The following is a 13,872-nucleotide window of genomic DNA, read 5'->3' on the forward strand; positions in this document are numbered from 1 at the left end:
CTAGAGTATAACATAGACATATTTGTTTGCGACATTCTAATAATATCGCTCAAAAAATAGCAAATTGGCCTGTTTGCATGCCCTAGTTCTTTTTAGATACAATGAAGGAAAGAAGCAACCTGACACATTGGAGGATATTGCTATGAACCGAGATCCTATTTTACAAAAAGCAATAAACAAGTGGGAACGTATGAGTCAAGATTCTTCTTTCCGACAAGCCTATGACGCAAGGGTGAAAGTTTTAATGGATGAAGCAGCAAAATTCGCCCACGCAGAGACAGAAGGAATAAAAAAAGGGATTGAAAAAGGCATTGAAAAGGGTCGAAAAGAAGGGGTTCAGCAGGGGAAAATTCAAATAATTAAAAATATGTATGATCTTGGTATACCACTTGAAACGATTGCTAAGGCAAGTAAATTAAGTGTGCATGAGGTTGAGCATATTTTAGGACATAAATAGTAATAAAAAAGAGCTTGAATGGTTTCAAGCTCTTTTCTATCAACTTTCCTCAATTCTTTCCATCTTCCAAACTAAATTATCTGGATTGTTTTTCTCTAAAAAGGTTAACATCCACATAGTTTTTCCTTTGTCGTTCATCAACATCACTTTATGGTTTAACTTCCAAGCCACGTCACTAACATAATTAGACATTTTATACATATCTTCTTCTCTCATAAGCTTTTCCTTTTTGATTAATCGTCTCGTTCTATACTCCCTTATTTCTAAGTACATATCAGCATAAGCCACTTCATGCTGCCAAATTATACTACATACATATTTTTTATTCGGACTACTCTTCTTTATATATACAAGTTCATTTTTATAATCCAAATCCAGTACCTTATTGTATGCTTTTTCTAACATCTCTATATCCCAATCACATTTCACAGCTAAACTCTTCATTTCAGTATGAACGATTTGAAGGGCTAATTCTTTTTTCTCTCTATCTGATAAATATGGAAAATCCTTTACACTCCCGTACTCTACAAACACATTCATATATTCAGGAAAAATCCGATATTTCTCCTCCCACTGATTTAATAATGAAATATCATCCACACAGTGAACCCAGATACCTTTTTCATAGTCTGTTCTTAACTTTGGCATATGTCGCTCGTATAAAGAAGTAATACAGCTCGTTTCTTTAAAAAAAGATATCTCTTCCTCGTAGTTACTTGAGGATGTTAATTGTAATACCTCTAGACTACTTATATTCTCTTTTCTTTTTAGAAAACTTAATCGGATATCTCTTATAATTGGCATTTACTCTCTCCTTCTTAATTCTACGACTATATAATTGATTCTCTAGCGCCAACTAATCAATTTCAACCCATCCCATTCCCATATAGAGAAATAAAACTCCCACTACTAAAAAAAGCCCACCAACTAAAAAATAGAACGGTGCTCCGTGCAGCGGATCACAAAATAGCTCTAGAATGTTTTGTGCCACTACTGTCCATTTATCTTTTTTTGAATTTTTTTCTTTTATTTCTTTTACAAACCTATACATACTTAAACCAATAAAAATGATGCCTATTAATAGACACCCTACTATGATAAGAATTCCCAAATATAACACTCCATTGAATCCTTGATATGTATACCCTATTTTAACTAAAAAAGCGAAAGAGAACATCATTTTCACTATGTTCTCTTTCGCCTTTTTTATTTACTCACAATCCGAAAATAAGAACGAACCGTTAAGAAATAATATCCAATATAAATAACACTATACACACCAATACTTATTAATAATGGCACTGCGATTTCATACGGAATTACTGTCGATAAACCTTTTATCGCAAATAAACTGTGTGAAATTCCAACTACTAACGGAATGAAGAAGATAAATCTCATTTGTTTTGCGATTGCTTTTTTCATTTCCTTTTTCGTTACCCCAAGCTTTCGAAGAACGATGTAACGTTCACGATCTGCATGTGCTTCTGTTAATTGTTTGAAGTAAATGATAGAACCCGTTGCAAGTAAAAATACAAGTCCTAAGAACATACCACTAAACATAATTAATCCTGACATTTCAATACCATCTCGGAAAATAGTGTAAAAATCGCTAAATTGATTATTTCCTTCTGCATCTTCTTCTGGAATTACTTGTTTTAATTTCTCTGTTAGCACTTTACTATTTCTTTCATCTTTTACATCAATGTTTTGTACAGTGTGAGAACCGAATGTCTTCTTCGCCTGCTCGTACACTTCATCTGGAACGACAACTACAAGTTCATATAAGTTTGTAATGTTTCGTGCTTTTACTTCTTTCACTTGTACCGGTGCTACTTCTCCAATTTGGAATATAGCCTTTCTATTTTTATAAACGCCACTATCCCTATTTCCTTCACTATACATACCATCAAACGCGTATGCTTCTGTTTTCTTCAAATCCACTATTTCTTCATTTAAATATTTCGCAATTTTATTAAATGATGATTGCGCCATAAGATTAGTCGTTCTTGATTTTAAGGCATCTTTATTTGAAACATCGTCACCAAATTCACCGACTACTTTTACTGTTTCTAACTCATATTGATGAATAACTTCATTCTTTTCTATTTCCTCTTTTAAAATCTCCTTCACTTTACGATCTACATGATCATCTTTCTTTTCATATGAATAACTAACTGGCTTATATTTTTTCGCCTGCATATATGCGTTGTAGTACATTGTTACAGAAGTTCCAACTGCTGTTAATGTTACTGCGCTTAATACTGCAATTGTTGCTAACGATTTTGCATTTCCTTTAATGCGGTATAGTAATTGAGATGTTGTAACAATTTGCATTCCGTTATAAAATGAAGATTTTTTGTTTCGCACTCTTTTTAATGCAAAAATAGTAAAGAACATAAATAATAAATACGTTCCAAGTACTGTTGCTAATAAAATGTAAAGAGCAAGTGGCATAAAGTTATCATCGTTAGCATTTTTAATAGCTGTTACTGATAAGAAATACCCTGAACCAATTAATAATACAGAAACGATAGCCATAATTTTAGAACCCTTTGGCATTCCTTCGCCTTCATTATCTGCACGGAATAACTCGATTAACTTAAATTGATAAATAACACGATATCCTTTAAAAGATGTGTATAAAATAATAAAACAAAAAATAACTGCTGTATCTATAACCGCCCCAATTGGTACTTCAAAATGAACATTTACGCCCAATTCCATCATACTTACTAGTAACTGAAGGAACGATTTTGAAAGTAAACTACCAATTACAATTCCAATTACTAATGACAGGAAGCCCATCAACATATTTTCATAAAATAGCATTTTACCAATTTCTTTTTTTCTAATACCTAGTAAAGAATACAGACCTATTTCTTTCTTACGCTTCCGTGTGAAAAATCCATTTGAATATATAATAAATATCGCGACAAAAATAATAAGCATGACACTCGCAAGTTGAAACCCATTGTTCACTCGCTCTCCAGCTTCTCCTACTTGTGAATTGTACTGCAATGATTTAAATGTAAAATAAATGACGATACTAAAAATCATTGAAGCAAAGTAAATAAAATAATCTTTAAAATTTCGTTTTATATTACGAAGTGCAATGCTATACAAGCTCACTTATAGCACCTCCAGAAATAGAAGACATAACATCTACAATTTTTTGGAAGAACTGTTTACGTGTAAGCTCCCCGCGATATAACTCTTTATATAATTCTCCATCTTTAATGAATACAACTCGCTTGCAATAACTCGCAGCGAATGCATCGTGCGTTACCATTAAAATTGTTGCACGATCTTTTTCATTTAATGATTTCATACTTTCTAATAAATCTGTCGCTGACTTAGAATCAAGCGCACCAGTTGGCTCATCCCCAAAAATCATACTTGGATTTGTTACAATCGCTCTTGACGCTGCGCAGCGCTGCTTTTGTCCCCCTGATATTTCGTATGGATATTGATTTAAAATATGATCTATTCCAAATTTCTTTGCAATCATCTCAACGCGAGATTCTACCTCTTTCGCCTTCACTTTTGATAAAGCTAGGGGCAATGCAATATTTTCTCGTACTGTTAACGTATCTAATAAGTTATAATCTTGAAAAATGAATCCTAAATGATTACGGCGGAATAACGCCAATTCATCATCATTCATCTTCACAATATCTTTTCCATCAATTAAAATCTCGCCTTTTGATGTTATATCAATAGTAGAAAGAACATTTAAAAGCGTCGTTTTCCCAGAACCAGATGGCCCCATAATACCGACAAATTCTCCTTCTTTCACCTGTAAATGAATATCTTTCAGCGCTTCAAATGTATTAATACCTGTATTATATATTTTCGAAATCCCTTTCGCTTCTAGCATTGTTTTCATCTATCTATACCTCCTGTTATGATTCTTGATGTTCCCTTTAAGCAACAGAGTTCAGTATAAATAGATTTTCTTAACAAATAGTCACGGGGTTTCTTAATATTTTCTTAAAAAGAAAAATCCAAAACCATACAAGATGATTACGGATTTCCTATAGTTAAAATATTAAATTACATTTCGAGCAAAAAGGAGCAGAATTTCCTCTTCTAATTTTCGCATTACATTTTGGACAATATACATATCTCTCTTCTATCTTTTCTCGTTCTATCATTTGTAAGGATACTATTCTCATACTACACATAAATCCAATTAAAATAAGACTAACAATGAGTAGCACAACTCTCGCCCCCTCTCACTACACTTTACCATAAAATAACAAAACCGATTCCCACATTGAGAATCGGTTTTATACTTACAATCCTAATTTCGCCTTCGCTCCATCAGGAATTTTATCTGTTGTTACTTGCACTTTATCATGTAAGAACTTACCTCTCGTAAGCACATGCCAGTATGAGCCTTTTGGTAATTCATCTACTTCATCAATTGTAACTTCTTTTTCCTTACCATTTTCATCATAAGCTTTCACCTTATATTCACGACCTTTATTTCCACCTAACTCTTTACCAGCGTTATCAATTATTGCATAATGGTGCTCTATATCAAGGAAGGGATTCATTTGATCTAACTTAGCGCTCCCATTTAATAAATATACCGCTCCTGCTATGATGACAAGTAATGATGCAAGGATAAATCTTTTCATCTATATTCCGCCTTTCATTATGTTTTCTTTAAGATGTTTCTAAGTATAGAGCGTATTTCTTAATAAAAACTCGTACGGTTTCTTAACATTTTCTTAAACTAAAAGTGAAATATTAATTAGCGATACCAAAATAAACAAAAGTAACCCTTTACACTACCATTGACAAAATTACACCTTTAGTGTAATTTTACACTAAAACGAAAAAGGAGCCGTATTATGGATAAACAAGAATTTATTGAACTCGTTAATTCAAAATTAAAACTCATCCGTGTTGAAAATGATTTATCACAAGATAAAATGTCAGAAATTATTGGTTTATCGAAGAAAACATTAGTGGAAATTGAAAAAGGAAGACGTACGCTAACATGGTCAGGTGCAGTTTGTGTCGTAACACTCTTCGAACAGAGCGATACAGTCCAAATGACATTTGGGGATGATGTGAATGAAATTATAAAAACAATCGCTTTCACACATTACAATACGAAATTCCCGAAGACGTTAGGAGGAAAATTGTGGTGGCGACGAATAAAAGAATTAAACGGTTATCAAATACAACAAAACATTTTATCTCAACATTATAGAATTTTAGATACAGAAGACCGCAGAATATGCCACTCATTCGAATTGGATGAAATTGAAAAGCGCTTTATGGAAATGGCAAAAGCATCTCAATAAAGTAAACCTTTAATCAGTTGGGGCTTTACTGCCCTTTAATACGAGATAAAATAAATTCCGGAGTATAATTCAAATGAAAAAACAGACAAGTATCACGATTTTAAATACGCTAATCATTAGCACCTTAGTATTCAATTTGTTTATTTTCACATCGAGAATGAGCTTTTTACCTTGGTATATTGAAGATGGATGGGAATATTTAGGATTATTATTTACATCCTTTATTTTCTTACTTTGCTTCTTTCAATCTTCGAAGCTTCATAAAGATGGAAAGTTAACTGCGCTACAAAAGTTCATTCCACTTGCTTCTGCCGCACTTTCAATCTTTGTTCTTATCACTCCATCAAGTGATTTTATGACTATATTAGCCAATCTGATCAATACAATCATATTAACAATTTATATAATTGTATTTCAGACAATGCCTAATGTAAGTAATAAGGAGTTATTACATTAAAAGGGAGAGTTATTTTACAAAATAACTCTCCCTTTTATACTACTCTCAATAACCATAAACCTTTATTCTATTTACTTACTCATCACTGTACTTCTTCTTTGCTTATACAAGTAAGCACCACTCGCAACAACAAAAACAAGCCCGCAAAAATACACGCCATACTCTATCGCAATCGCTACAATCTTGTTAATGTGTTGTCCAAATAATGAACCGAGTACAAAGTAAACGAGTGTCCAAACAAACCCTGTTGTATAGGAATACAAGGCATACATCTTAAATGACATGTTATTCATTCCAACTAAATACGGTACAATATGTCTTACAACTGGTATGAAGTAACTTGTGACTAACGCATAATGGCCATACTTCTCTACCATTTGTTGAGATTTCAAAAGATATTTCGCTTTTTTCTTTTTCATTAGCTTATCAAGTACTTTTGTACCAAATATTTTCCCTAATATATAACCTAATGATAGCCCAGATACGACACCTAAATATGTTAATAAAAACGCTGGAATGACACTTAATATCCCTAGTGAAGATACAAAACCACCACTCATTACAATCATTTCATCTGGAATTGGCATACCGATAATACCTAACCATAAGCAGAAAAATAATGCCCCATAACCGTACTGCTCAATATAAGATAATAATTCGTGCAATTCCATTATGCATACGCTCTCCTTAGCCCTTTTTTACAGCTAAAGACGTAAGCTGGCGGGAAATTGAGCCACACTTTTTCGAGTGTAATTTCAGGAAAGAAATGCTGTATAAATCCTTTTTTCACAAGTGAATATTGAAATGTAATAAATTCACCGTTCTCATGTATCGCCTCCATTACATTGTTTAAAATGCGCTTTGAAACTTCTTCTGGTAAAGAAGTAAAAGGCAATCCTGATAAGACATAATCGATGTAGTCTATATTTAACTCTTTCATATACTTCTTTATATTTTCCGCTGAACCGTGTATAACAATGACGTTCTGCTCATTTTTAAACTTTCTCGTTAACTCTTTGCAAAACACTTCATTAATTTCAATAAGAAGAAATATTGTCTCCTTCTTCTTTCTCTTCATAATTTCTTTCGTAAAAACACCTGTACCAGGCCCTAACTCTACGATACATTTCGCTCTATTAAAATCAATAATATTTACCATTTTCTTTGCTAATATTTTTGAACTTGGCGCAACTGCACCAGTATGTTTCGGATGTTTAATAAATTCATGTAAGAATGTTATGAGCTGCACATAAACCTCTCCCCATTCGTTCAATAGTTTTTAACTTGTTTCTAAGTATAACTATCGTTTCTTAATAAAAATTGAGGAGATTTCTTAAGATTTTATGAAGAATTAAAAAACAGCCACCGCCTATAGCGATAGCTGCTCATTTATTACTTCGCGCTCACAATCTTATAATAAGAGCGAACTGTTAAGAAGTAATATCCAATATAAATGACGCCATATACTCCGATACTAATTAGAAGCGGAATCATAATTTCAAATGGTAATAAATTTGCTAAGCCTTTTAGTGCAAATAAGCTATGCAGAATTCCGATTACTAACGGAATCGCAAAGATAAAGCTTACTTGTTTTGCAATAGCTTTTTTCATTTCTTGTTTCGTTACACCAACTTTACGAAGTACAACGTAACGCTCACGATCTGCATTTGCTTCAGTTAATTGCTTAAAGTAAATAATAGAGCCTGTTGCCAGTAAGAATACAAGTCCTAAGAACATTCCGATGAACATCATAAGTCCCGTTCCTTCAAGCCCCATTTGGAAACCAGTATAGAAATCTCTAAATGATGGTACCATTTCTGATTCACCAACTGGCATCACTTTTGCTAACTTTTCTGTTACTACTTTACTGTTTCTTTCATCTTTTACATCAATATTTTTTACAGTACGTGTTCCAAATGCTTGCTTCGCCTGTTCATACATTTCATCTGAAACGACAATCACTAATTCACCTAAGTTCGTAATTGCTGTATTATTTGCACCTTGAATCGTTAATGTCTTCGTTTCATTGCCAATTTGGAATACTGCTTTACTTCCTTTATATTGAGGACTAAACTCATACCCTTCAATATAAGAACTGTCATATATAAATGCTTCACCAGTAGCTACATTCACTGTTTCTGCATCGATTTTTTTAGCAAGTTTATTAAATTCGGACTGAGACATAAACTGATATTTCTCTGAAATCGTGTAGTTTAGATTGAGAATGAAGTCCACTTTATCCCCTTCAAACTTCCCTTTTACAGGAACCGTCTCAATTTCAAATTGATCTTTGACAGGGTGATTCGCCTTCTCTTCAGCAAGGATCGCATTTACTTTCTTATCTAGCTCTTCATCTTTTTTCTCATAAGAATAACTGTACGGCGCAGCTACTTTTGATTGTGTAAATGTATTGTAATACATCGTAACTGACGTACCAACCGCTGTTAATGTTACTGCACTTAAAATAGAAATTGTCGCCAGTGACTTTGCATTTCCTTTAATACGATATAGTAACTGTGACGTCGTTACCATATTCATACCGTTATAAAACGATGATTTATTATTTTTTGCACGTTTTAATACGAATACTGTAAAGAACATAAATAGTAAGTACGTACCTAATACTGTCGCCAGTAAAATGTAAAGTGCGACTACCATAAAGTCGGCATACTTAAGTGCTTTCATATACATTAATGCTAAGAAATAACCTGAACCGATTAAGAAAACTGAAATTAATGCCATAATTACTGACCCTTTTGGCATTGCTTCTCCTTCACGTTCAGCGCGGAAAAGTTCAATTAGCTTGAATCGATAAATTAAACGATATCCTTGAAGTGATGTATACAATATAATCACAAAGAAAATAATTGCTGTATCAACAATTGCAGCCATCGGTACTTCAAAATGTACATTTAAGTTTAATCCCATCATGCTTACTAATAATTCAAGGAATAGTTTCGAAAGGACGCTACCAATCGCAATCCCTATAATTAAAGACATTAATCCCATTAACATGTTTTCATAAAAGAGCATTTTACCGATCTGTCTTTTACGAATACCAAGTAACGAATATAGTCCAACTTCTTTTTTACGCTTTCGTGTAAAGAAGCCGTTCGAATATATAATGAACACCGCTACGAATATAATTAGCATGACACTTGAAACTTGAAACGCACCGCTAATTTTTTTAGAACCTTCCGCAGCTTTTTCCATTTGTGAATTGTACTGCAACGCCTTAAATGTAAAATAAATGACGATGCTAAATATCATAGATGCAAAATATACAAAGTAGTCTTTAAAGTTCCGCTGTATGTTGCGGAGGGCAATGCTAGATAAGGTCATCAGCCATACCTCCAGAAATAGAAGACATTACGTCAACGACTTTTTGGAAGAATTGTTTACGCGTTAATTCACCGCGGTGTAATTCTTTATATAACTCACCATCTTTAATGAAAATAACTCGTTTACAATAACTCGCCGCAAATGCATCGTGTGTTACCATTAAAATTGTAGAGTTATCATATTCATTTAACGACTTCATACTTTCTAATAAATCTGTCGCTGATTTAGAATCAAGTGCTCCAGTCGGCTCGTCCCCAAATATCATACTAGGACTTGTAACGATCGCGCGCGATGCTGCGCAGCGCTGCTTCTGTCCACCAGATACTTGATATGGGAACTGACTTAAAATATGATCAATACCGAATTTCTTTGAGATTTCAAGAACGCGGCGATCAATCTCACTCGCTTTCACCTTTGATAACGCAAGAGGTAACGCAATATTCTCTTTCACCGTTAACGTATCTAATAAGTTATAATCTTGGAAAATGAAACCTAAATGATCACGGCGGAATAACGCCAGCTTATCATCGTTCATCTTCACGATATCTTTTCCATCAATTAAAATTTCACCGTTCGTCGCATTATCAATTGTAGAAAGAACATTTAAAAGAGTCGTCTTACCCGAACCAGAAGGTCCCATAATTCCAACGAACTCCCCTTCTTTTACTTGTAAGTTAATACCTTTTAAAGCTGCAAATTTATTCCCACCTGTGTCATATACTTTTTCAATATTTTTTGCTTCTAACACTGTTTTCATCTCGACATCCCTCATTTCTTCTATTCTCTATTTTCAACTATATACACTCTCTACTCTTGCCACTATCGATGTTTCTTACACAAACATGACAGTTATGTAAGGCACATAAGCGGAGAAATCAAAATTTAACCTAATGAGCTAAAGTACTTTGTTACTATAACATTGGGATATCATACCATCCATTCATTCTCCTTACAGGAACATTACAATTTTGTAAGGTTAAAAATGCCCCCTACAAAGTTGTGCATGAAATGTCGGATGGAGCTATTTCATTCTTGCTATTCTATATACGAAGGAGGTCATAGTATGGATTCACTTAAAAACATGAATGCTGCAATGCAGTATATTGAAGACAACCTTACACACGAAATTGATTTTAAAGAAGTGGCAAAAATAGCTTTCTGCTCCGAATATCATTTCAAAAGAATGTTTTCTTTTTTAGCTGGCATATCACTATCAGAATATATTCGCTGTAGACGTCTTACTCTTGCTGCCTTTGAACTAAAAGATAGCGATGCAAAAGTCATTGATGTCGCTATAAAATATGGATACAACTCACCAGATTCATTTACACGTGCATTTCAAAATTTGCACGGAATAACACCTTCCAAAGCTCGAAGTACTAGTCGTTCTTTGAAAGCTTATTCACCAATGACCTTCCAACTATCTATTCAAGGAGGAAATGAAATGAACTATCGAATTGAAGAAAAAGAGCCTTTTCAAATCATTGGTATACAAAAACGAGTACCGATTGTTTTTAATGGTGTAAACGAAGAAATTGCTTCTATGTGGAAAAGTTTAGATCCGGGGGCTATCCAAACATTAAAGTCCCTTTCAAATATTGAACCTACTGGAATTATTAGTGCCTCTACTAACTTTTCTGAAGGAAGAATGGAGGAGAAAGGAGAACTCGATCATTATATTGGGGTAGCCACAACAAAAACTTGTCCAGAGCAATTCAAACAACTTGAAGTCGCAGCTTCAACGTGGGCTATATTTGAAGCTATCGGTCCATTTCCTGATGCATTACAAAATGTGTGGGGACGTATTTATTCCGAATGGTTCCCTTCTTCGAACTATGAACTAGCGGAAGGACCGGAAATATTGTGGAATGAACAGAAAGATATATCGTCGCCGAATTTCAGAAGCGAGATATGGGTACCTGTTTTAAAAAAGTAATATAAAGGTCTAAAATTTTTCAAAATAAAGAAGCTGCTCTTCCTCTTTAAAGGAAAAGCAGCTTTTTATTTTATACTTCTTCTCGACTCGTTCTTATACAAGAAAATAGTAATAATCGCAAGCACTATAACAACTACAAAAGTAAATACTCTGTAGTTCGAGATCGTAGCAGTACCGATTAACAAGGCAGGTATAACAGCAGTAATTAAGCCACCAAACATACCGACAAACGATCCTACACTTTGTTTTACTATTTGAGTTTCTGATATCCAATCATAATAACCAAATCGATTATTAATAAAAATCCCCCATACTGCCGAAAAAAATGAATATGCTATCGGTGTTATTACGATTAAAAGGGAACTCCAAACATCTAGTTTTAATCCTATTATCAATAATACGGCACTAATAATTGATGCAGGTATACTTAATGAAAGATTCACAAGAATTTTACTGTCATAGATCATCTTTGGCGCTATAGGCAACGACTTAATAATCCATACATTTTTTCCTTCTAATGACAATGACACACATGTTGTACACGTCATCGAAATAGCTGCTGCAACAGCAAATGGCGCAACCTTCTGCAACAGGGTCTCAATTCCAGGGTACTCTATTAATTGACTTGGTCCTACTACAACTATAGCTAGCGCGAAAGCTAGCGCCATCACGACTCCCATTCCACTATTTATGACATACACTGTAGAAGAAAAGAAACGCTTCATCTCTTTTTTATACAATGCGGCCAATACACTTTCTTTTCTCATACTATGAATCTCATAATTTGAAAGCATATGATAAGTGGTAATCCCTGTGTTTATTTGCTTATATTTTAGTGAAAGTATTTTTACAAAAAGATAATACCAAATAACTGATATCCCAACAAACAGGATGAAAGCCACAATATCAACATTAACAATTGCTTTTTGAAACATATTAGCTAATGGGTAAACTTTAGTTAATTGCTCTGAAACAATTGCACCCATTCCATTCATATCATTAAGGCTATATTGAGCATTTCCGCTTTTTAGCATAAAGAAACCGAATGTAATAATTACTATAAAACTTAAAGTCGTAGTTATTTTATTCGTATTTTTAAATTTAGAAGCGATTGCCGTAATAGCAGCTCCAAAGATCGCTGCTATTGTTGTTGGAATTAAAGATGCTATAAACATACTGATAAACCACATAAAGTAAAAAGAAACTGATGGCCTCTCATGTATGCCATAAACAACTCCCATTGGTAGCATGATTATGATTGAAAAGAGTGTATTCAGCATATATAAATACAAAAACCTACTTGTAATAACAGTACTTACACGAATCGGTAATGACATTAAAAGATCGTAATCCTTAAAAGCAAAAATCTCTCCATTTGCCTTAAATATAGTGAAAAACAACGTCAATACACTGCTAATAACTAGTGCATAAACTGGGATAATTTCACTTATTCCTAGTTTCACCAACCCATATGCTGAGGCACCACAATATAGCATTAACATGACACCAACTAAGACAATAGATGCTGAAAGTAAAATTTTATTCTGCTTCTTTTTCTTATCTTTTTCGTATTTAAAAGTATTTAAACCAAGCTGTGTTATCAAGCGTATTTTTAAAAGACCTAGACTACTAATATTCATTAGCAAGCTCCTTCATAAAGAGCTCTTCCAATGAGCCTTCCTTTATTAAAGAATTCACTTCCCCTGAAAGTGCTAATTTCCCTCTATTAATCATCGCTATTTTATTACATAACTTCTCCGCCACATCTAAAACGTGCGTAGAAAAGAAAATCGCACTTCCCTTTTCACAAAGCTCCTTCATAATACCTTTCAATACTACAGCAGCCTTTGGATCAAGACCAACGAAAGGTTCATCTAAAACTAATAATTTCGGTTTATGCAAAACCGCTGATATAATCGCCACTTTTTGTTTCATACCATGTGAATAAGAAGATATTAAATCACCTAGGTACGGTGTAATTTCAAAAGCATCTCCGTACTTTTGTATCTCCTTTTCCCGATCTTTTGCAGACACCTTAAACACATCCGCAACAAAATTTAAATATTGAATTCCTGTTAATTGCTCATATAAATCTGGATTATCGGGAATATACGCCATTACTCTCTTGCATGCAATCGGATCCTTTTTTACTGAATATCCATCAACAAAAATTTCACCCTCTTCAAAATCTATAACTCCAACTAACGACTTAATTGTTGTACTTTTCCCCGCACCGTTATGCCCAATAAATCCAAAGATATCTCCTGCTTGAACAGTAATATTTAACTGATCTACTGCTTTTTTGCCACCTTTGTATGTCTTGCTAAAATTTATAATTTCTAACATGTGATTTCCCCCAAAC

General features: G+C 33.7%; 15 protein-coding genes and 1 pseudogene. 4 read left to right on the forward strand and 12 right to left on the reverse strand.

Going from position 1 to position 13,872, the window contains the following annotated elements; genetic code table 11:
• Positions 1-124: 124 nt before the first annotated feature.
• Positions 125-457, forward strand: a pseudogene (locus BAU23_RS01140) (Rpn family recombination-promoting nuclease/putative transposase); the annotation flags it as partial.
• A 39-nt stretch (positions 458-496) separates the two neighbouring features.
• Here BAU23_RS01140 and BAU23_RS01145 read toward each other — a convergent pair.
• The 6 genes from BAU23_RS01145 to BAU23_RS01170 all read right to left on the reverse strand — a co-directional run bounded on the left by BAU23_RS01145 (position 497) and on the right by BAU23_RS01170 (position 5,100).
• Positions 497-1,261, reverse strand: coding sequence for a hypothetical protein (locus BAU23_RS01145; RefSeq protein ID WP_016130408.1), 765 nt, complete (start codon positions 1,259-1,261; stop codon positions 497-499).
• A 52-nt stretch (positions 1,262-1,313) separates the two neighbouring features.
• Positions 1,314-1,568, reverse strand: coding sequence for a hypothetical protein (locus BAU23_RS01150; RefSeq protein WP_033656795.1), 255 nt, complete (start codon positions 1,566-1,568; stop codon positions 1,314-1,316).
• Between the two features lie 95 nt (positions 1,569-1,663).
• The gene (locus BAU23_RS01155; protein WP_000061198.1) at positions 1,664-3,586 is read right to left on the reverse strand and encodes an ABC transporter permease; all 1,923 of its coding nucleotides are present in this window, start codon (positions 3,584-3,586) and stop codon (positions 1,664-1,666) included.
• Positions 3,573-4,343, reverse strand: a complete 771-nt coding sequence (locus BAU23_RS01160; RefSeq protein ID WP_000855642.1) for an ABC transporter ATP-binding protein — start codon at positions 4,341-4,343, stop codon at positions 3,573-3,575. Before BAU23_RS01160 ends, BAU23_RS01155 begins: the two co-directional genes overlap by 14 nt.
• Positions 4,344-4,497: 154 nt before the next feature.
• Entirely contained in the window at positions 4,498-4,677 is a 180-nt protein-coding gene (locus tag BAU23_RS01165; protein WP_000924668.1) for a hypothetical protein, read from the reverse strand.
• 75 nt (positions 4,678-4,752) lie between these two features.
• Positions 4,753-5,100 carry a YxeA family protein gene (locus BAU23_RS01170; RefSeq protein ID WP_000819381.1) on the reverse strand — a complete coding sequence of 116 codons (348 nt, stop codon included), beginning with the start codon at positions 5,098-5,100 and terminating at the stop codon, positions 4,753-4,755.
• Positions 5,101-5,316: 216 nt separating this feature from the next.
• Between BAU23_RS01170 and BAU23_RS01175 the strand changes: the two genes are divergently transcribed.
• Both BAU23_RS01175 and BAU23_RS01180 read left to right on the forward strand, forming a co-directional pair.
• On the forward strand, positions 5,317-5,775 hold the full coding sequence (locus BAU23_RS01175) for a helix-turn-helix transcriptional regulator (RefSeq protein WP_071733398.1): 459 nt from the start codon (positions 5,317-5,319) through the stop codon (positions 5,773-5,775).
• 73 nt (positions 5,776-5,848) lie between these two features.
• Complete coding sequence (locus BAU23_RS01180; RefSeq protein ID WP_071733400.1) at positions 5,849-6,232, forward strand: hypothetical protein; 384 nt, start codon at positions 5,849-5,851, stop codon at positions 6,230-6,232.
• Positions 6,233-6,303: 71 nt separating this feature from the next.
• Here BAU23_RS01180 and BAU23_RS01185 read toward each other — a convergent pair whose 3' ends face one another.
• The 4 genes from BAU23_RS01185 to BAU23_RS01200 all read right to left on the reverse strand — a co-directional run bounded on the left by BAU23_RS01185 (position 6,304) and on the right by BAU23_RS01200 (position 10,331).
• Positions 6,304-6,903, reverse strand: a complete 600-nt coding sequence (locus BAU23_RS01185) for a DedA family protein (protein ID WP_071733402.1) — start codon at positions 6,901-6,903, stop codon at positions 6,304-6,306.
• On the reverse strand, positions 6,903-7,481 hold the full coding sequence (locus tag BAU23_RS01190; RefSeq protein WP_001176085.1) for a class I SAM-dependent methyltransferase: 579 nt from the start codon (positions 7,479-7,481) through the stop codon (positions 6,903-6,905). The genes BAU23_RS01185 and BAU23_RS01190 overlap by 1 nt, the downstream gene beginning before the upstream one ends.
• A gap of 143 nt (positions 7,482-7,624) precedes the next feature.
• Positions 7,625-9,574: an ABC transporter permease gene (locus tag BAU23_RS01195; protein WP_000176176.1), complete on the reverse strand. Its 1,950-nt coding sequence runs from the start codon at positions 9,572-9,574 to the stop codon at positions 7,625-7,627.
• Entirely contained in the window at positions 9,561-10,331 is a 771-nt protein-coding gene (locus tag BAU23_RS01200; protein ID WP_000859658.1) for an ABC transporter ATP-binding protein, read from the reverse strand. Before BAU23_RS01200 ends, BAU23_RS01195 begins: the two co-directional genes overlap by 14 nt.
• 306 nt (positions 10,332-10,637) lie before the next feature.
• Between BAU23_RS01200 and BAU23_RS01205 the strand changes: the two genes are divergently transcribed.
• Entirely contained in the window at positions 10,638-11,510 is an 873-nt protein-coding gene (locus BAU23_RS01205) for an AraC family transcriptional regulator (RefSeq protein WP_071733404.1), read from the forward strand.
• A 65-nt stretch (positions 11,511-11,575) separates the two neighbouring features.
• Here the strand turns inward: BAU23_RS01205 and BAU23_RS01210 are convergent, their stop codons facing one another.
• Positions 11,576-13,150, reverse strand: coding sequence for a permease (locus tag BAU23_RS01210; protein WP_071733406.1), 1,575 nt, complete (start codon positions 13,148-13,150; stop codon positions 11,576-11,578).
• Positions 13,140-13,856 carry an ABC transporter ATP-binding protein gene (locus BAU23_RS01215; RefSeq protein WP_002089208.1) on the reverse strand — a complete coding sequence of 239 codons (717 nt, stop codon included), beginning with the start codon at positions 13,854-13,856 and terminating at the stop codon, positions 13,140-13,142. Before BAU23_RS01215 ends, BAU23_RS01210 begins: the two co-directional genes overlap by 11 nt.
• Between the last annotated feature and the right edge of the window lie 16 nt (positions 13,857-13,872).

Origin of the sequence: Bacillus nitratireducens (assembly GCF_001884135.1) — a bacterium.
Taxonomy (GTDB): domain Bacteria; phylum Bacillota; class Bacilli; order Bacillales; family Bacillaceae_G; genus Bacillus_A; species Bacillus_A nitratireducens.